The organism is Microbulbifer taiwanensis (genome assembly GCF_014904815.1).
GTDB lineage: Bacteria > Pseudomonadota > Gammaproteobacteria > Pseudomonadales > Cellvibrionaceae > Microbulbifer > Microbulbifer taiwanensis.
Map to the genome: position 1 here is coordinate 15,203 of NZ_JACZFR010000044.1, position 20,482 is coordinate 35,684.

A 20,482-nucleotide genomic window follows, 5' to 3' on the forward strand; every position below is an offset into this window, starting at 1 on the left:
CTCTCCCGCTTGCGGGCGAGGGCTTTGGATGGCCGCGATCGGACTATCAGCGGACTCCAGACATCGATCGCGGCCATGGGCCGCTCCTACAGACGCGGTTACAATGATTAACTAAAATTTAATAAATATAAGAAAGTTTAAAATAGTTTTAACTGTCAGACCAAGGCATGATTGCCCGAATCGCACGTGTGCGAATAATGGTCAACTATTGAGAATAACTACGGAACCAAGGTCAGCCGAGATGACAAACAACGCCCAGCCCCTGTGGCAACCCTCCCCGGAAGCCATATACGCCACCCAGATGGACCAGTTTCGTCGCTGGGTCAATGAGCGCCACGGCCTGGCGCTGGCGGATTACGCCGCACTGCACCAGTGGTCGGTGGACCGGCGCGAGCAGTTCTGGAGCGACCTGTGGGAGTTCACCGAGGTGATCGCCAGCGAGCGCGGCGACAGGGAGTTGGGCAGGGACACCATGCCCGGTGCCGAGTGGTTCCCGGAGGCGCGGCTCAATTTTGCCGAGAACCTGCTGCGCTACCGGGACGACAGGGTGGCGCTGGTGGAGCGTCTGGAAAACGGCAGACGCCGCCAGCTGAGCTATGCCGAACTCTATACAGCGGTGGAGCGCCTGGCGGCGGCGCTGGTGGCGCAGGGCGTGGAGCAGGGGGACCGGGTCGCCGGCTTCATGCCCAATATCATCGACACTGTTGTCGCCATGCTCGCCACCACCAGTATCGGCGCCATCTGGACCTCCTGTTCGCCGGATTTCGGTATCAACGGCGTGCTGGACCGTTTTGGCCAGGTGGAGCCCAAGGTGCTCTTCGCCTGCGAGGGCTACTTCTACAACGGCAAGACCATCGATTCTCTGCCGCGCCTGCGGGAAATCGTCGGGCGCATCGAATCCATCGAAAAGCTGGTGGTGGTACCGGTGGCGCGCTCCGCTGAGGAATGCAAAGCGGAGGTGGAGTCCCTGGACAAGGCGGTGGTTTTGGACGAATTCGTGGACACCGCGCCGGAGCGGGCACTCACCTTCGTACAGACGGCGTTCAACCACCCCCTCTATATCATGTACTCCTCCGGTACCACCGGCGTGCCCAAGTGCATAGTGCACGGCGTCGGCGGCACACTGCTGCAGCACCTGAAGGAACACCGCCTCCACTGTGACCTGAAGCGCGACGATGCGCTCTTTTACTTCACCACCTGCGGCTGGATGATGTGGAACTGGCTGGTGAGCGGTCTCGCCTGTGGCGCCACCCTGGTGCTGTTTGACGGCTCGCCCTTCTACCCGGCGGCGGAGAGCCTGTGGGATATGGCAGACGAGGAAAATATCAGTGTCTTCGGCACCAGCGCCAAATATATTGCCGCGCTGGAGAAGTCCGGGCGCAAGCCGCGCGAAAGCCACAGGCTGGAGAAACTGCGCGCCGTGTTGTCCACCGGCTCGCCCCTGGCGCACGAGGGATTCCGCTACGTCTACCGGGATATCAAGGAGGATGTCTGCCTGTCCTCCATTTCCGGCGGCACCGACATAGTCTCCTGTTTTGCGCTCGGCAATCCGACACTGCCGGTCTACGCGGGCGAGCTGCAGTGTCGCGGCCTGGGTATGGCGGTTGAAGTCTGGAATGACGGTGGCCAGGCGGTGATCGGCGAGAAGGGCGAGCTGGTCTGCGCCAGTTCTTTCCCCTGTATGCCGATCGGATTCTGGAATGACGAGGATGGCTCCAGGTACCGCGGCGCCTACTTCGAGAACTGGCCCGGCGTCTGGGCGCACGGCGACTACGCGGAGATCACCGAACACGGCGGCGTGATCATCTACGGGCGTTCCGACGCGGTGTTGAATCCCGGCGGCGTGCGTATCGGTACCGCCGAGATCTACCGCCAGGTGGAGAAGGTGGAAGAGGTGCTGGACAGCATCTGCATCGGCCAGGAGTGGCGCGACGATGTGCGCGTGGTGTTGTTCGTGGTGCTGCGCGAGAGTGTAGAGCTCAATGAGGATCTGATCCAGAAAATCCGCAGCACCATCCGCGCCAACACCACCCCGCGCCACGTGCCGGCCAAGGTGATCCAGGTGGCGGACATCCCGCGCACCATCAGCGGCAAGATCGTCGAGCTGGCGGTGCGCAATGTGGTGCACGGCAAACCGGTGAAAAACCAGGAGGCGCTGGCCAATCCGGAGGCGCTGGAGCTGTACGAGAACCTGCCGGAGCTGGCGGGGGACTGATTTTGATGGACCCCTTGGGACGGATCTTGTGTTCGCCCAAAAGAGGGAGGTCAGGCACAGAGTCGATGCGAAGGTCCTGATGCCGGTGGCTTCTTGCGGGACCTTATGAGGCAGGGATGCCGATTAGAGCCTACAGGGAAGTATGCGCGGCGTGTCCCGCAAGAAGCCACCGGCAGCAGGGCCGCTACCAAACGGCCTGCGAGGCGCCAATACAGTATCGGGTAGGGGCGAACACAAGATTCGCCCCTACAATTCGTGCAACCGTCTTTCCCGACTCTCCGATCATCCAAACGCCATTCAGTTAACCGCCAAACTGCGCTACCCTTTCCCGTCACAAGCGTTAATAATCTTCACGGAAGAGTATTCATGGTCACTTATCTCTACTGGGCGGCGGTGATCGCCCTGGTCGTTTTATCCCTGTTTGCCGGCAGCCGCCTCGGAAGCCTGAAGATGGGGGCCATAGTCGCCGGCATCATTTTCCTGATCGGCTGGTTTGCCTACTACTTCCACTATGAACAGGTATTCGTGAAGCGATTTGGCGGCGTTATGCGCATCTCCGTACCGGAAGGGCAACGGCATATGGGTGCCACCTGGAAGGAGGACAACCTCTGGATCGAGAATTACGATCCGCAGACCAATCAATGCATCTTCTCCGAGTACTCCAAGGGCAACCTGCTCGAGGGACGGGTGATTATCCGCGACTGCAATCCGCTACAGGACCAGTCCGCTGCGGGGCCCTGAGCTGGATAAAAGCGGAGCGCCGAACCAGTAACCGGAAACTTAAGCCAGAAACTTATTCCAGAAACAGGGATCGGAGTTTCAGTCGCTGACACGGATAAGTCCTTTGCGAATTTTTATCGGTATCCTGCTCGCTGCAATACTGCTGTCACCGTTGCAGCAGGTGCGGGCCATTCCATTTTTTGACCAGCTGCCGAAGTTCAAGCTGCGGGTACAGGACGACCGCGAGCTGCAGGACTCACTGCGCGAAGAGATGGAGAAACTGCGCAAGGGCAGCAGTGCCCTGAAGAGCTACGATGATCCGCGCGATGTGGCCCGCTATGAGCGCGGTACCCTGGAAAAGCTGCTGCGCAGTCGCGGTTATTACGATGCCAGTGTGCGTCTGTCAGTGACCGATGGGGAGATACTCTACCGAGTCAATCCCGGCCCCCAATACCTCATCAAGAGCATCACCATCGATATGCCGGGGCGGCTGCGCCGCGGTTTCAGCGGCCTGCCGTTGCAAGTGGGCGATCCGCTGGTGGCGAGCAAGGTGCTCGAGGGCGTCAAGGTGATCGAGAAGTACCTGAGCGACAACGCCTGCCTGCTGGATATCGATGTCAGCTACGAGGCCAAGGTGATTCACAGTGAAGCCGCGGCGCGGCTGGAATACCGTGTGGCGCCGAGTCCGGAAGTCAGGGTCGGTGAAGTACGCATTGAGGGGCTCACCTCCGTCGAGGAGGATTTCCTGCGTGGAAAACTGCAGATAGCCACAGGCGACTGCTTCAGTCGCAACAAGATAGACGCGGCGCGTCTACGCCTGCTGCGCACCAACCTGATTGCCAGTGCCAATAGCGAGGTGTCCGACCCCTATGGGGACCTGGTCGATATCACCTTCCTGCTGCAGGAGCGCGGCCACCGCACGGTGAAGCTGGGGGTGGGTTATACCTCCGATGAGGGGGCCGGTGTCTCCGCCGGCTGGGAGCACCGCAATGTGTTTCACCGCGGTGAAAAAATCGAGATCGAGAGCAAGGTAAACCCGGTGCAGCAATCCCTGGAGGGCAAACTGCTGATACCGCGCTTCCTGCACGACAAACAGAATTTTTCGGCCAGCGTGGAGCTGTCCAATGAGGATCGCGATACCTACACCGCGGAATCACTGACACTCGGCGCCACGGTTGCGCGCAAGCTGAGCAAACACCGCACCGCCAGCGTCGGCACCGAGCTCAAGTTCAGCCAGGTGGATGAGAAGGTGCAGGAGCAACCGGGCACCAGCAGGAATGAGAATTACCGCCTGCTGTCGTTTCCCCTGGGCCTGAAATGGGACACTACGGACAACCCCCTGGACGCGCGCCGCGGTGCCACTGTGGCAATGGAGGTAAAACCCTATTTCGACCTCTCGAGTTCCGGCTCCTCCTTTACCAAGAATACCCTGGTGCTGACCGGCTACAAAACCGGCACGGAGATGCGCTACGAACCGACACTGGCACTGCGTATCAAGGCCGGCGCCATTTCCGGCGCGTCCAATTTCGACATCCCGGCGGACGAGCGCTTTTACGCGGGCGGCGGCGGCTCGGTGCGCGGCTACGGTTACCAGGAGTTGGGGCCCCGGGTGCTGATTGCCCCGAGAACCCCGGGTGACCCGCCGCGGCTGTCCGATTCCATCGGTGGTCGCGGGCTCAGCGAAATCTCCATCGAGGGGCGCTTTCGCTTCAGCGACACCTGGGGTGGCGTACTGTTTGTGGATGGCGGCAATGCCTATGCCGATCCCCAACCCGACTTCTCGGATCTCTTCTGGGGCGCCGGAATAGGCGTGCGCTATTTCACCTCCTTTGCGCCCCTGCGCCTGGATGTTGCCTTCCCCCTCGACCAGCGCGAGGGGATAGACGACGATTACCAGATCTATGTCAGTCTGGGGCAGGCCTTTTGATGAAAGCGCTCGCCGCTCTCGCCGCAGGTTATGTCCGCGCCCTGGGGGTTGTGGCGAAGAGCCTGTGGCAGTCGCTGAGTGGGCGCGGCTCGCTGTTGTTCAGCCTTTTCTTTGTCGTGCTGCTGGCGCTGCTCTATCTGCTCGGCACCGAGCAGGGGCGGGTGACATTGACGCGGGCAGCCGTTTATTCGGCACAGAAATTTGTGCCGGACCTGGCGATCCAGGTGGAGGAGATCGGCAGCGAGCGCCTGGGTGCCTGGTATTTTTCCCGTCTGAAAATCGACTATGGCGCAGATACCCTGGCACAGGCGCGCGACCTGGCGCTGGATGTGGATCTCGGCGGACTGCTGCGTAAACGGGTCGATATCGATACCGTCAATGCGGCGGAGCTGCTACTCGATATCGATGTCCTCAACCAGTTCCTTGAAAACCGGGGTCCGGCAGAAAAAGAGGAGGCGGAGGCATCCGCCGAGCCTTTGTCGCTGCCGGCCATGCGCCTCGGTTCCCTGCAGCTGGATCGCCTGCAGATTATCGACAGGAGATTTCCCGGGCTGCCGGTTACCGCGATTACCGCGGACGGGCGCTATCTGTGGGAGGGAGAGCCCGCGCAGCTGGCGCTGGATATACGCGAGCTGAATGGTGCCGATCTGCATTTGGCGCTCAGCGGCAGCGAGTTGGAAAACGACCGCTATCAACTCAGGTTTTCGGCCGCCGAAAAGCCGGGCGGTTTTGCCGGCAGCTATCTGCAGCTGCCGGAGGACCAGGCGCTGGATGCTCGCGGGACTATCTCCCTGCGCCGGACAGCGGAAGACCGGTTGTTGGTCCATATCGAACAGTTTTCCCTGCCGCTGGTAAAACACCAGTTCGCGCTGTCCGGGGGCGCGGAGGTGGCACTGTCGCCGTGGAAGGTGACCAGTGAGGGTCTGCAGCTGCAGGTGGATGACAGCCACCACCGTGTTTCCGGCAGCGTCGGCGCCGACGGCGTCGATGCCGAGATAAAATTCAATCGCCTGCCGCTCGCCATCTCCCAGCCCTGGCAGGATTTCCTGGTTGGCGGCTGGCTGAATGCCGACCTGGGTGTCCGCGGCCCTCTTTCCCTGCCGTCGGTGTCCGGCATCCTCGACCTGAATTCCAACTTTCGCTTTAACCGCACAGGGCGCGCGCAGCCGCTGCGGCTGCAGGGGCGTGTGCAGACCGATGAAAAGGTGATCCGGATAGAGTCCGCGAGCCTCGACTACGCGGAAGCGCGCCTGGAGGCCGAGGGGAGTGTGGATATCGGCGCTGAATCTCTGGACCTGCGCGGCGAAATACAGAAGCTGTCTGTCGACGATATCCGCGGCCTGCTCGCGGCACTGCCGGGCACCGAGGCGGTGGAGATACCGCCGGACCTGCAGGGTTCGGTGGAGAAGCTGCGGGTCGCCGCTGAGGGGGACTGGAAGAATCCGGTCCTGAGCGCGACGCTGGAGGCAAATCCCGTCTACCGACAGCTGGACAGTCGCCTCTTCGCCGAAATCGAAGGGGATCTGGAAGAATTGAATATTTCCGAGTTTCGCCTGCAGAGCGACAGCCTGAATATCAGCGGCGGCGGCACTGTGGCTGTCGGGAAGGAATCCCTGCAGCTGCAGCTGGAAGTGGACGCCCGGGACTTTCGCCCGGCGCGGGAACTGGGGCTTGCCGCTGCCGAGGGCGTCGCGGTGGACCTGGAAGCCGCCGTGGGTGTCAGTGGTCCCTGGGCCAATCCGCAGCTGGATCTGCACCTGGAGTCCGACGGCCGCTACCGGGAGTACCGCTACACGCTGCGCGGCGGCGCCGCCGGCAATATGGACAAGATAGTGCTGGACCGGCTGCGCCTGGAGCTGTCCAACGGTAACGGTCTCGGGAAATTCGATCTGCGCCAGCTGCGCGGGCCCCAGTCGCTGATTCCGCAGAAGCGAGCTGTCGACGGCGAGTCACAGCCGCTGCAGAACCACAGCCGCGTGACGGCGCTCGCCAAGGAGGCCCGACGCCTGGGGCGCAAGGGTGTCGCCTGGCTGGAAGTCGACGGCGAGATAGAGCCCAAGGCGGGGCGTGCCCGGGGCGCGGTCGCCGGGCGCAATATCCCCTTGTCGCTGGCTGAGCTCGCGGGTGTGCGGCTGCCGGCGACCCTGGAGGGGGAAATCAGCATCGACGGCGAATTCTCCGGTCCCTTCACCGACCCACAGGCCAGCGCAAACCTGCTGGCCCTGGGCAATTTCCGCAGCGAACCCTGGCAGCTGCAGGGCGATGTGCGCTACGGCAGCGGTCGCGTGGATCTGGACGGGGTGGAACTGGTTTGGGCGGAGCGCAACCGGCTGTCGGCCCATGGCAGCCTCAATCCACAGCAACTCGATCTGGAAATACGCGGCAATGCCATGCTGGCGGACCTGGACGCCGGCCTGCCGGCGGATATCGCCGAGCGCGGTCAGGTCACTCTCAGCATCAGCGCCGCGGGCAGCCCGCAGCGGCCACAGCTGCGCGGCGAGCTGAAGGTCACCAGCGAGGCTCCGGGGCTCTCCCGCGAGCGGGTGCAGATAGAGCCGCTCAGCCTGGTACTCGACTGGCAGACGCGGGACAGGGATCTGCATATTTCCCTGGCGGCCCGCCACGGCGGGCGCCAGGCCATAGATGCCGGTGCCACCCTGGCGGTGGCGCCGATACTGGAGCAGCTGTTTGCCGAGCGCGCCGAGGGCGAGAAGATGCCGCCTCTGCCACTGAAACTGGACAGTCGCGGCAGTGCCGACCTGTCGGTGGTGGCGGAGTTTGTCGATCCGGAAATCCACGCCATGCGCGGCCAGCTGAATTTTTCCATCGATGCGGATGGCACCCTGGAACGCCCGGCACTGAATGGGCGCATCGAATTGACCAATGGTGATTACGAGCACAGGCCGAGCAACACGCGCCTGCGCCGCATCGACTTTCTCGCCCGCCTGACTCCGACGGAGTGGCGCATCGAAAGGGCGCGGGCCGAGGATGGGGAGAAAGGCAGCATCACGCTCGGCGGTGCTGTCCGCTTTGCCGCGTCAGCGCCGCCATCGATGAACTTCGAACTGCGCGCGGACAAGGCGCACCTGCTCAGCACCCCGGCGGTGCGCGGCGCCATCTCCGGCAGTATTGCGCTGACGGGGACCACCGAGGATGCGCAACTGACCGGCCGACTGACCCTGCGTCCGCTGGCGGTGCAGATAGAACAGCTGATCGGCAGCAGCGTGCCGGAAATCGAAGTGGTTGAGGTGGAGGTGGATGGCCCGGAGGTGGAGAGGGCGCCGCCGTTGCTGCAGAAGATGGACCTGGATATCGAGGTGATACTGGACAAGCAGTCCTATGTGCGCGGCCTGGGCCTGGACTCCCAGTTGCGCGGAGAGGTGCATATCGGCGGCACCGCCGCCAGGCCCAATACTTCCGGCGAGCTGCGCATCGTGCGCGGCAGCTTTGACCTGCTGGGCAAGAAGTTTGAGTTGCAGGAGGGGCAGGTTCAGTTCGAGAACAACGAGGCGGCCATCTACGTGAAGGGCCTCTACGAACACAGCGACGGCGAGATTACCGCGGAAATATCCGGCAGCCTCAATGGAACCGACGATGACCTGGATGTCACCTTCAGCTCCAGCCCCGCCGCCGCCCAGGACGAGATTTTCGCCCAGCTGCTGTTCGGCAAATCCCTGTCGGATATATCGCCACTGCAGGCGGTGCGCCTGGTCAGCGTGGTGCGCAGCCTGCAGAGCGGTGGCTCGGTATTCGACCCGGTGGCCAGGACGCGAGAGCTGTTGGGGGTGGATACACTGGATATCGAACAGGAGGAGGGGGACGAAGGCGACCAGTACGCCCTCAGCCTGGGCAAGTACATCACCAACCGCATCTATATCGAGTTGCAGCGCAGTACGGATCCGCTCAATCCCTGGCAGGCGGAAATGCAGATAGAGCTGCGCCGCAACCTGAACCTGGAGATCCAATCCGCCGACGAGGGGGAAAGCGGCGCCGGTAGTGTGGAGTTACAGTGGAAGAGGGACTATTAATTTCAGGGCCGAATCGCGCGTTTACGGTGTATTGTGCCGCGCGCGACTCAGCGGCTGCAAATTCAATAAACCGGAAACACCATGGAAGGATTCCGCCAGGATCGCCGCAACTTCATCAAGCTCTGCACTGTCGCCGGCATTACCCTCTTCGCCGCACCGTCACTGTGGCAGCTTGGCCGCGCCCGACAGGCGGGCTCTTCCACTGGTAAACTCAATTGGCGCGGTGACGGGCCCGACCCAGCCTTTCGCAGCGATGGTATCGCCAAGGTTACCGGCCAGAAAATTTTCGGGCGCGACTACCGCGCCAGGGACATGTCTGACTGGCCGCAACAGCAGCACTATGCGCTGGCATTGCGCTGCAATCGGGTGGAGCGGCGCTTTACCGGCATCGACTGGACCCAGGTGCCCGCGGATTCCCAGCCCTATGCGCGCATCACCGCCCAGAGCCTGGTAGACAGAAAACTGAAGCTGCCGCCCTTCTACGGCGAGGCGATGCTGCTGCCCGAGGGGCAGTCGCCCTACTATTACGGCCACGTGGTGGCCATGCTGCTGTTCGACGATTTCGAGAAGTACGCCATTGCCAAGCAGGCGCTGCAGTTCAACGAGCGCATCATTCGCTACGGTGAGGAGACACCGCCGGTAGAGCGGGATCCCTATGCCAGCTGGCGAATTATCCGCGTCGAAGGCAAGGGCGGGCCGACCGGGGAGGACCTCTATTCGCCGCTGCAGGACGGTCTCTTTTTTCCCCAGTATCGCGATCGCAAAGCCGAGTGGCCGACGGTCGCGAACCAGGCCGGCGATGTCAGCGAGCGGGGTATCTACTACGCGGGACAGATTCGCAATCAGGTGGAGCGGGAGTCTGCGGCCGGCAACTGGCACCTGGTGCGTGGCCAGTACGAAACCCAGATCATCGACCCGATGATGATGGAACCGGAGGCCGCCAATGGCTGGCTCGACAGCGCCCGCAGTACCCTGCACCTGGTACTCACCTCCCAGTCGCCGCAGGATTTCCAGGAAATGGCTGCGCACATGGTCGCCGAGAGCGATTTCGCCGCCGATATAAAAAATATCGTGGTGCACTCCGCTGTTGTTGGCGGCGGCTTCGGCGGCAAGGATCACTCCATCTTTCCCTACTATGGGCTGGTAGCGGCGCTTTTCGGGACGGCCCCGGTGCGCCTCGCCAACAACCGCTTCGAACAGTTCCAGGCCGGCCTCAAGCGCCACCCTTTCCGTATGCAAAACACCCTGGCGGTGGATCGTAAGAGTGGTAAATTCCAGGCGCTGGTAGCGGAAATGCAGGTGGACGGCGGCGGCCGCCAGAACTTCAGTCCCGCCATTGCCATGGTGGGCGCCAGCGCGATACAGGGAGTCTATTACCTGCCGCGCAACGACATCATATCCGTCGCCAACCAGTCGATGAATGTGGATTCGGGTTCCATGCGCGGCTTCGGCACCCTGCAGACGATGACCGCGATGGAGATGATGGTGAACCAGGCCGCCGAGGAACTCGGGATGGATCCCATTGAGCTGCGCCTGCGCAACGCCTTCGAGACCGGCTGGCGCAACACCCAGGGCGCCGTGCCCATGGTCGGTGTGCGCTACCGGGAAATGCTCGAGCGCGCCCGCCAGCACCCCATCTGGCAGGAGCGCGCGGAGCGCAAGAAGATTTTCGAGAGCAAGAATCCCGGCTACCTGTTCGGCACCGGTTACGCTATAGCGACCAAGGATTACGGCACCGGCGCCGCTGCCCCCAGTTCCGCGGTGCAGTTCGATCCCGAAGGCAGGTTGTCGCTCGCGGTGGAATTTATGGAGATGGGCACCGGAATAGGGACTTCCCAGTCCCTGCTGCTGGAAAGCGTTCTGGGTCGCGCAGCGGAGCACTGCGAAGTGGGGGTCGTAGATGCGTGGCGCGGCCTGCAGCAGTTCCAGACCGAAAGCCCCTACACCATGAGCCAGGAACACCAGGACCAGATGTCCACCAATCCCCTGTGGACCCCGGTGATAGGCATGGCCAGCGCCGCTTCCATGTCCGCCTATTTCCAGAGCCACGTCACACTGCAGGCAGCGCAGATACTCTTTCAACAGGGGCTGCTGCCGGCGGCCAGGCGCCTGTGGCAGCGGGACAACATTGATCCGGCGCAGTTGCAGTGGCAGGACGGCGAGCTCCAACTGGAGGGACTGCCGCTGCTGTCGCTGGCACGACTGGCGGCGGAAGCCCACCGCAACGGCGATGTCACCGGCGTGATGGTGCATGGTTTCAATCGCTGGGAGTGGACGGAAGCGGAATTCGATCTGGGAGGCGAGCGCCAGACCTGGGTCATCGATGGCCTGGCGCTGCGTCGCGGCGGCAGCGCCGACAGGGTCCGCGCCGAGGAATACCAGGTGGTGAAGCGCAAGGCCGTGCGCTATCCGAGAACGGCGTTGAACAACGCCATGGTCACCTACTACGCGCCCACCGCGGCGCTGGTGGAAGTGGCAGTGAATCCCGGTACCGGCGAAGTCACCATTCACGGCCTGCAGAACTATATGGATTGCGGCCGCCCCATAGTGCGCCAGCTGGTGGAGGGGCAGATAGAGGGCGGTGTGGCCATGGGGATTGGCCACGCTCTCTACGAATTCCTGCCACCGCTGGGCGAGGGTGCCGGCAACGGCAGCTGGAACCTGAACCGCTATCAGGTGCCGCTGGCGAAACATGTGCCGGTATGGAACCAGCAGCACGAAATGCTGCCGCCGGAAACGGATAAAGATCCCCACAAGGGCATTGCCGAGGTGGTGATGATCCCGATTGTCGCGGCCCTGGCAGAGGCCATCTACCAGGCCACCGGCAAGCGATTCAACGAGACGCCGATCACGCCGGAAAAACTGCGCCGTGCGCTCAATCCCCAGGTTCTGTGAGGAGATGCTGAATGGCCAGGATTCCCGTAACGATGGTAGTCAATGGCGAACAGGTGGGGCCTGTGGAGTTGGACGAGTACACCTCCATGCTCGACTTCCTGCAGGAATACCTGAATCTGACCGGCACCAAGCTGGGTTGCGGAATCGGTGTCTGTCGGGCCTGTAGCGTCATCGTTGAAGGGGCGGACGGTTCGCTGGAATCAGTGCGCAGCTGTATCAACAATGTGGGGCGCTTTGACGGTAAGAAAGTCACCACCGTCGAAGGGTTGGCGGAGCACAATGCCGAGGGCGAAATCGTGGCCCTGTCGCCGATCCAGCAGGCCTTTTTACGCAACTTTTCCTTCCAGTGTGGCTGGTGCACCGCCGGTTTCGTCAACGCCGCCACCGTGTTGCTCGACCGCCTCAGGCGCGAGCCGGTGGCAGCGGACAGGGTGGAGGACACCATCGACGAGGCGCTGGGTGAGCATATCTGCCGCTGCACCGGCTATGTGCGTTATTTCCGCGCGGTCCGGGAGGTGATCGAATCGACGCCCGGGCTGGTAAAGGAGGCGGAGTAGATGCACAGGATCATCGTCGCCCTGGCCGCGCTGCTGCTCGGCCAGACAGTAGCCGCACAGACATCCTATGAAAAAGGCCGTTACCTGGCCGCCGCCGCCGACTGTGTCGCCTGCCACACGGCGGTCAACGGGCGTCCATTTATCGGCGGCCGGCCCTTTCACACACCCTTCGGTACTCTCTACTCTACCAATATCACCCCGGACGAGAAAACCGGCATCGGCAACTACACCCTGGCAGATTTCAGGGCGTCCATGCATCGCGGCAAGGGAGTTCACGGCAATCTCTACCCGGCCATGCCCTACACCTCCTACTACCTGGTCAGTGAGGAGGACATAGAGGCGCTCTACGACTATTTCATGCAGTTGCCGCCGGTGGAGTACACGGCGCCAAGAAACCAATTGATGTTTCCCGCCAACCTGCGCTTCGGCCTGACCTTCTGGAACTGGATCTTCTTTGACCGGGAACCACTGGCGCAGCCGCAGGGCAAGAGCCCCGAGTGGCAGCGCGGCAACTACCTGGTCAACGCACTGGGCCATTGCGGCGAGTGCCACACACCGCGCAATTTCGCCCAGGCGATGCGCAGGGACCGGCATTTCGCCGGCAACCTGCTCGAGGGTTGGGATGCGGTGGACATCAGGCCCCGGGCGCTGCTGCGACAGGGTTGGGACAGGGAGCATCTGCGACAGTTGTTCACCACCGGCGCCAGCGATCGCGGCACCGCCTTCGGGGAAATGTTCCGGGTCGTGGAGCACAGCCTCAGCCATCTTTCCGGCGACGATATCAATGCAATCATCACCTATTTGCTCGACGGCAGTGACGAAACCTCGCGTGTCGAGGGCCAGCCCGAGCTGGCCGCCGAGCGCTACGCCCAGGGACGTGCGGATTTTGTCGCCTACTGTGCCGGCTGTCACGGCCGCGAGGGACGCGGCATAGTGCTCGACTTTGCGCCGCCGATGGACGGCAATGCCGGTATCCGCGGCCAGAGCCCATACAACACCATCGCGGTGATTCTGCGCGGCCTGCCGGCGCAGCGTATGGATCGCAATAATGCCCGCGCCGGCATGCAGGGGTTTCACCGGGAGCTGGACGATGCGCGCGTGGCCGCCCTGGTGAACTTTATGCGCACTGCCTGGGGTGGCTCCAAGGATGAGGTAAAGGTGCAGGAAGTGGCGGAGATCCGCCACCAGTTGCAGGAGCACGGCTACCTGGAAGCCGCGCAATAAGTCGGGCCGCGAAAACAGCCTTGAAATTTTTATGACCGTCAGGGACGAAGGTATGCAATACGCCGCGATACTACTCGCCGCCGGCTATTCGCGCCGTTTTGGCAGCGACAAACGCCTGGCCAGCATCGATGGGGAGCCCATGCTGCTGGCCAGCCTGCGCAGGCTGCAGATGGCAATGGCCGGTATGTCCAAAGTCGACCTGCAACTGGTGGTGCGTGCCAGGGACCCGCTGGTTGCGCCGATGCTGGCCGGTATGGTGTTCGAAAACCCGGACAGCCTGCTGCAGGCACCGGTCTGGCCGGTGGGTATGGGGGTGAGTATTGCCGCGGGTGTGAAGGCGCTGCTGGGCCGCGGTTGCAGGCCCGACTCGGTGGCCATCTGCCTGGCGGATATGCCCTTTGTCGAACCCGACACCCTGCGGCGCCTGATGTTTGCCGCCCGGCCCAACAGTATCTGCGTGCCCGTCTTTGAGGGGCAGCGCGGTCACCCGGTGGTATTCGGGAAAAAATATTTTGCCGAGCTGCAGAAACTGCGCGGTAGCCGCGGTGCAGAGAAAATCCTGCGCGCGCACCGGAGCTCAGTACGCGAGCTGGCCGTGGAGGATTCCGGAGTCATCCTGGATATTGACCGGCCGCAGGATTTCCACTCAGCAGTGCAGCCGGATCCAGCCGGTAGAAATTTTGCAGCTCCCGGTAGAGCCGGGGGTGCGCGGTCCGCATCGCAGTGGGGATAACAAAAAAGCTCTCTGTGGCCACGGCGAAAAACTCTGCCGGTGACTCGGCGCCATAGAGATCCAGTACTGCCGGTGCTTCCTGTTCACCTTCGTGGGCGCGGCGCTGTAAGCGCTCGAATTCCGCCCCCAGCACCTGGGCCCAGTTTTTCCCCTTTTCGGCCGCGTCGAACAGGGGGCGTCCATCGTAATAGCCATCCTCCTCGTCGATCTTGTGCGCAAACTCGTGCAGCGCCACATTGCGGCCCTGTTCCGGGTGCTGTAAATCCTCGGCGAGATCCCCCCAGGACAAAACCACCGGGCCGCGGTAGTGGGCCTCGCCCTCACGCGCGCTGTGGCCGACCGTTTCGATATAGCCATCGCGGTGGGTTTCGGTGGCGACATAGGTTTCCGGGTAGAGAAGCACCGTATAGAGATTCGGGTAGCAGCGGTTCTCGCGGCCGAGCAGCAACAGACAGGCGTGGGCAGCTACCGCCGTGCGCATTCTCTCGGTGACCTGCAGGTCCTCGCAGCCGACGAATTCCTTTTCGTGGAGGAAGAGCGCGATATTGGCCAGCAGCTCTTTTTGCTGTTGCCCGCGCAGGTGGCGGTAGAGGGGCAGGATTTCTGCAATCAGCTGTTGCTGTTCGCCGGTCAGTGGCCTGGAGCGCAGGTAGTGGCGGCGCCAGCTCTGGTAGTAGTGGGGGATCAGCCACAGCAGTATTGCCAGCAGTATGATCGCGAGGAAAGTGGTCATGGTTTTTATGGGGCGTCCGTTCGACTGAATCTATTCGGGATTCTAGGGAATTCCGTACTTGCGCGCGAGCCTGTCAATATCATCTCCGGGGCGTCGCCGCTTGGTGCACTTGACATTGAAATCCTGGGTGAGATTGCTGTCGATATCGTCGGGCAGCAGTTTTTTGACTTCCCAACAGCGGTCTCCCTGTTGAACAAAGGTGCCTGTGCTGGTCATGTGCTCGGTGTCGCGCGAGTCGAACTTCTGCACCCTCTTGCGCTCGCGAGCGAGTTTTTCGGCGAGGCGCGGATCGAATACTGTGGAGCGGGATTTGGCGCCGGGATCCGGCGCTATCGTTTGCAAAGGCTGGTCGATTGTCCCGGAGACTTCCTCTGCAGGGGCCGTGGAAACGGTTTGCTTTTCGAGGGAGAGCGCCGTATCGGCGGGGTTCACTGCCCCGACAGGAGATTCCGATTTTGTAGGTAATGCTGGCTCCCCTGGCGGGCCGACCGCCTCTGTCGGCGCCGGCGCAGACTCGGGTACCGGCGGTTGTACGATGGTGATACGGATAGGCGCGCTGTAGGGTGGCGGGTTGCGATCCGGTGAAAGGGGCAGTGTCAGCAGCATAGCGTGCAGCGCAACGGCGATCAGCAGAGCGAGGATCACGCGCCGGGATTGGAGTGTATCTAACGGTGGTTGCTGAAAAAGCTCAATGGCGTGCGACACGGTGGAGCGCTGCTTTCCGTTGCAAGAGGGGTCTGTTTCTTTGGAGTAGTGACGGGGAGGTTGGTTCCGGATGCTGGTGGGGTGAGGAAGGACTCCAAAACGCTTTGGCGTTTCTGACCCTGCGGGCTCGCTACGCTCGGTCTCATCGCGCCGGCGCGCATTGATCGAACATGAGGAGGTTCGTCCACCGCCCGAGCACGCCAAACAAAAAAGGCCCGATCCTTTCGGATCGGGCCCTTCTCGTATGGCGCGCTCGGGAGGATTCGAACCTCCGACCGCCTGGTTCGTAGCCAGGTACTCTATCCAGCTGAGCTACGAGCGCGTTGTGGTTGCGAACTATAGTGAGTTGGCTTGGCGGAGTCAACTCTTTTTTTCAGTCTTTCTAAGAAAAAAACCTTAAAAATCCGCAAGTTACCGAACTTGCTTGGCACCCGTTGGTCGCCGTTGCAGCTCGATAGGGCGCGCATTCTGCCGCGGTGGGCGGCGCTTTGCAAGCCCTTTTTGGCAGATTTCTTTTCCCCGGCCGCTACCCGCCGGATCGATCGAGCCGGCGGGCATTTGGCGGGGACAGTGGGCCGGGAAACTATACTGGTCCCAGTTGGCCCGCGACTTGGGAGAGGGGCGGGTTTCGCTCGATCCCGGGGCCCAGGGGGCCGGCGCCCGCCAATGACAGTGAACACCTATGGCAGACGAGCAGGACCAAGACCGGAGACCGCAGGAGCCGCCGCAGCGGCGGCCGCCATCCCAGCCGTCGCTGCCCTGGGGCCAGTACCTGATCTGGATCTTCTTTGTGTTCCTGATCGCCCAGTACTGGTCCAATTTCCTGCAGGAGGAGCAGAAGCAGACGCTCTCCTATACCGAATTCAAGGAAAAGGTCCGCACCGGCCAGGTCGCCAGTGTGACCCTGCACGGCGATCGTATCTCCGGTACCTATGAAAGCGAGCAGGGGCAGATACCGTCCGGCGATCCCCGCGCCAACCGCTTTGTCGCCATACTGCCGCCGGTGGAGGACCCGGAGTTGATGCCGCTGTTGGAGGAACAGCAGGTAGAGATCCGGGCCGAGTCGGAGCGGACGGATCTGTTGACACGGGTGCTGATCGGCATATTGCCCTGGATACTGATTATCGGCCTGTTTATCTGGGCCGGGCGCAGGATGCAGGAGCGAATGGGTGGCGGCGTTGGCGGTGGCGGCGCTTTTGGCTTCGGCAGCTCCAGGGCCAAGCGTTTCGAACGCGGCGAGTCGAACGTGACCTTCGAGGATGTGGCCGGGCTGGCCAACGCCAAACGCGACCTGCAGGAAATCGCCGGATACCTGAAAGACCCCGAGCACTACCGCCGGCTGGGCGCGAAGATACCCAAGGGCATACTACTGATGGGACCGCCCGGCACCGGCAAGACGCTGTTGGCCAAGGCCCTGGCCGGTGAGAGCGATGTGCCTTTCTTCAGCATAAGTGGCTCAGAGTTTATCGAGATGTTTGTCGGCGTCGGCGCCTCGCGGGTGCGGGACATGTTTGCCAGTGCCAAGAAGGAGGCGCCGTCGATCATCTTTATCGACGAAATCGACTCGGTGGGGCGCGCCCGCGGCACCGGCCTCGGTGGCGGTCACGACGAACGCGAACAGACGCTGAACCAGATACTCGGTGAGATGGACGGTTTCGATCCCCACGAGGCGGTGGTTGTCGTCGCCGCCACCAACCGCCCCGACGTGCTCGATGCCGCACTGCTGCGCCCCGGCCGTTTCGACCGCAAGATCACCCTGGACCTGCCCGACAAGAAAGCGCGCAAGGCGATACTGCAGATACACTCACGCGAGGTGCCATTGGCCGACGACGTCGATTTCGAGCGGCTGTCGGCACTGACGGTGGGCTTTGCCGGTGCCGACCTGGAAAACCTGATCAACGAGGCGGCACTGCTCGCCGGGCGCGAGGATATGGAGGCGGTGGATATGGCGTGCATGATGCAGGCGCGTGACAAGGTGGTGCTGGGCAGCGAGCGGGAAATGGTGATCGGCGATGAGGACAAGGAGATCATCGCCTACCACGAGGCCGGTCACGCGCTGGCCGCCAGCCTGCTGCCCCACGCCGATCCACTCGACAAGGCGACGATCATCCCTCGCGGGCGCAGTCTCGGTGCCACCGAACAGATTCCGGAAGAGGAGCACCACAGCCTGCGTGCCAGTTACCTGCGCGATCGCATCGGCGTGATGCTCGGCGGGCGTGTCTCCGAGCAGGTGGTGTTCAAGGAGGTCAGCTCCGGTGCTGAGGAGGACCTGAAGCAGGCCACCCGCCTGGCGCGACATATGGTGAGCCAGTGGGGTATGAGCGAAAAGCTGGGCCCGGTGGCCTTCCGTCGCGGCGAGGAACATATCTTTCTCGGCCGCGAGATGGCGCAGCAGAAAGACTTCAGCGAGCACACGGCGGAAATCATCGACGAAGAGATAGTCCAGTTGGTGTGCGGTATCGAAAAGGAAGTCCGCGCGCTGCTGGAGCAGCACCGCGACAAGCTGGATGCGCTGGCCAGGGCACTGCTGGAGAAGGAGACGCTGGAGGCGGACGAGATACAGGCAATTGTCCACGCATAACAACAACGAAGAGGGTAGGCTGGTGAACAGCATCGATTGATCCGTAAACGGGGACCAGTACGATTGTCGGTGCTCAGTTGCGTTTAAAAAGTTTCCGCAGTTTATTCAGTGGCAGGCAGTTGATCACGTCTTTCTTCTCCAGCCAGCCGCGCCGCGCCTGGTCCACGCCGAAACGCATATGTTCCAGGTCGGCGGTGCTGTGGGCGTCGGTGGCGATGGAAATCCCAACGCCCATTTTCTTTGCCAGGATGCAGCCTTCGTCGGTCAGATCCAGTCGCTTCGGCTGTGCATTCAGCTCCACGAAACAGCCGCGCTTCTTCGCCTCTTCGAGAATTTTTTCCAGATCCACCTCATAGGGATCCCGCTCGTTGATCAGGCGGCCGCTGGGGTGGGCGAGGATATTGAAATAGGGGTTATCCATCGCGCGCAGTATGCGCTCCGTCTGCTTCTTGCCCGGCAGGTCAAATTTCTGGTGAATCGCGCAGACGGAAAAATCCAGCTCTTTGAGCAGGTCGTCGGGGTAATCGAGAGAGCCGTCTGCGAGGATGTCCACCTCGCTGGATTTGAGCAGCACGATACCGTCCAGCTGCTCATTCAGTTTATCGATCTTTTTAAACTGCGCCTGCAGCTGCTTTTTATCCAGGCCGCCGGCAACGGCCAGGCTTTTCGAGTGCTCGGTTATGGCTAAATACTCATAGCCCAGGCTGGCGGCCGCCTTGGCCATTTCCCTCAGTGAGTTGTGGCCGTCACTGGCTTTGGTGTGGGCGTGCAGGTTGCCGCGGATATCGTCCAGGGTGATGAGCTTCGGCAGTTCGCCTTCTTTGGCTGCTTCCAGTTCGCCGCGGTTTTCCCGCAGTTCCGGTTCAATATACGGCAGGCCGACTTTGTCGTAGACGGACTTTTCGGTTTTTCCGGCGATGCGCTCGTCGCCCCTGAAAACCCCGTACTCGTTGATCTTGTAGCCCTTTTTGACCCCCATTTTCCGCACCGCGATATTGTGCGCCCTGGAGCCGGTGAAGTAGTGTTGTGCGGCACCGAAGCAGATTTGGGGCACTACGCGCAGGTCCACCTGCATACCCGAGCGCAGGTAGACGGTGGAGCGGGTTTTGCCTTTGGAAACCACTTCCTCTACTTCGTCGTAATCGGTGAAGTGGTCCATGATCGACGCGGTGCCAGCTTTCGCCGCGGTGATCAGAATATCCAGGTCGCCTACCGTCTCCTTGCGCCGCCGGTAGCTGCCGGCAATCACGATTTCCTTCAGGCCCTCAGCTTTTTTCAGGTATTCTAGTAGCGGCCTGGCGATATCCTCGGCCTCGATCAGCAGGGTGCGCTTCTTCTCCCCGATGAACTTTTCCGCGCGCTTCCTGATTTTCTCTTCACTCTTGTCGCCGAAGCCGGCGATCTCGTGGATCTTGCCGCTCTCCGCGGCTTCCTTTAGATCGTCGAGTGTCTTGATATTGAGTTCCAGGTAGAGAGCGCGGACCCGCTTGGGTCCCAGGCCCTCGATCTTCATCAGTTCGCTTAGCGCGGGTGGCGTGCGCTCCTCTACCTCCTCCAGCAGCGGCAGATTGCCCGTCTCCACCATGGCCTGGATTTTTTTAGCCAGGTCATCGCCGATATCCGGCAACTCGGTCAGGTCGGCACCGTCGTCCAGCAGATCGGACATGCTGCGCGGATAGCCGCGCACAGTGCGCGCGGCATTGCGGTAGGCGCGCACGCGGAAGGGGTTGGCGTCCTCGATTTCCAGCAGGTCCGCCAGGCGGTCGAATTTGTCGGCGATTTCGCTGTTGTGGACAGGCATAGAGGTGGATCAGGAGTTGCCGCGGGCAGATTCAGTATAGGGTCAGGATCCGCCGAGCATTTTCTGGAATACCTTTTCGTCGATGCACTGAGCGCCCTGTTCTTCGGCTTTTTCCGTAAGTTCATATGGATGTGCATTTGCCAACGGCAGCTGTCCGCCCCGATGCTTAGAGACTATACCTATAAAAATACACTGCTTTGCCGCAACGAGGGGCTGGTCTGGTGAGGAAAGTCGTCTACGCGATCATCATAGTGCTTTTTATACTCGCTTTCGGCCGGCTGTTTATCAGGCCGGCCAGTGCCCAGCCGCCCGCTGCGGTTGCTGCGTCCTACCAATCCGCGGGGCATACCGCGGCGCGCTGAT

The 20,482-nt window shown here is 61.9% G+C and carries 11 protein-coding genes, 1 tRNA gene and 1 pseudogene; 9 read left to right on the forward strand and 4 right to left on the reverse strand.

The annotated features are described in order from the left end of the window. Nucleotides 1–241 precede the first annotated feature (241 nt). The 8 genes and pseudogenes from IG627_RS15560 to IG627_RS20910 all read left to right on the forward strand — a co-directional run. Nucleotides 242–2,215 (forward strand): acetoacetate--CoA ligase, encoded by a 1,974-nt coding sequence (locus IG627_RS15560; protein ID WP_193193311.1) that lies wholly within the window; start codon nt 242–244, stop codon nt 2,213–2,215. A 366-nt stretch (nt 2,216–2,581) separates the two neighbouring features. Next, entirely contained in the window at nt 2,582–2,956 is a 375-nt protein-coding gene (locus IG627_RS15565) for a hypothetical protein (RefSeq protein WP_193193312.1), read from the forward strand. A 103-nt stretch (nt 2,957–3,059) separates the two neighbouring features. Further along, complete coding sequence (locus IG627_RS15570) at nt 3,060–4,862, forward strand: autotransporter assembly complex protein TamA (protein ID WP_193193313.1); 1,803 nt, start codon at nt 3,060–3,062, stop codon at nt 4,860–4,862. Then, entirely contained in the window at nt 4,862–8,890 is a 4,029-nt protein-coding gene (locus tag IG627_RS15575) for a translocation/assembly module TamB domain-containing protein (protein WP_193193314.1), read from the forward strand. The genes IG627_RS15570 and IG627_RS15575 overlap by 1 nt, the downstream gene beginning before the upstream one ends. Before the next feature lie 81 nt (nt 8,891–8,971). Then, nucleotides 8,972–11,785 carry a xanthine dehydrogenase family protein molybdopterin-binding subunit gene (locus tag IG627_RS15580; protein WP_193193315.1) on the forward strand — a complete coding sequence of 938 codons (2,814 nt, stop codon included), beginning with the start codon at nt 8,972–8,974 and terminating at the stop codon, nt 11,783–11,785. An 11-nt stretch (nt 11,786–11,796) separates the two neighbouring features. Then, nucleotides 11,797–12,342: a (2Fe-2S)-binding protein gene (locus IG627_RS15585; protein ID WP_193193316.1), complete on the forward strand. Its 546-nt coding sequence runs from the start codon at nt 11,797–11,799 to the stop codon at nt 12,340–12,342. Continuing rightward, a complete protein-coding gene (locus IG627_RS15590; protein WP_193193317.1) occupies nt 12,343–13,566 on the forward strand; it encodes a c-type cytochrome in 1,224 nt (407 codons plus the stop codon). It begins immediately after the preceding gene. Between the two features lie 52 nt (nt 13,567–13,618). Further along, nucleotides 13,619–14,128, forward strand: a pseudogene (locus tag IG627_RS20910) (nucleotidyltransferase family protein); the annotation flags it as partial. Between the two features lie 49 nt (nt 14,129–14,177). Here the strand turns inward: IG627_RS20910 and IG627_RS15595 are convergent. From IG627_RS15595 to IG627_RS15605, 3 genes are all read right to left on the reverse strand, one after another. After that, nucleotides 14,178–15,032, reverse strand: a complete 855-nt coding sequence (locus IG627_RS15595) for a M90 family metallopeptidase (protein WP_193193318.1) — start codon at nt 15,030–15,032, stop codon at nt 14,178–14,180. Between the two features lie 42 nt (nt 15,033–15,074). Beyond that, nucleotides 15,075–15,677 (reverse strand): hypothetical protein, encoded by a 603-nt coding sequence (locus tag IG627_RS15600; protein ID WP_193193319.1) that lies wholly within the window; start codon nt 15,675–15,677, stop codon nt 15,075–15,077. Between the two features lie 305 nt (nt 15,678–15,982). Next, nucleotides 15,983–16,059 (reverse strand) — tRNA-Arg (locus IG627_RS15605). 360 nt (nt 16,060–16,419) lie between these two features. Here IG627_RS15605 and ftsH point away from each other — a divergent pair. After that, on the forward strand, nt 16,420–18,318 hold the full coding sequence (ftsH, locus tag IG627_RS15610) for an ATP-dependent zinc metalloprotease FtsH (RefSeq protein ID WP_193193320.1): 1,899 nt from the start codon (nt 16,420–16,422) through the stop codon (nt 18,316–18,318). A 73-nt stretch (nt 18,319–18,391) separates the two neighbouring features. On the opposite strand, the gene polX is transcribed toward ftsH, so the two are convergent. Further along, nucleotides 18,392–20,119 carry a DNA polymerase/3'-5' exonuclease PolX gene (gene polX / locus IG627_RS15615; protein WP_193193321.1) on the reverse strand — a complete coding sequence of 576 codons (1,728 nt, stop codon included), beginning with the start codon at nt 20,117–20,119 and terminating at the stop codon, nt 18,392–18,394. Nucleotides 20,120–20,482 lie beyond the last annotated feature (363 nt).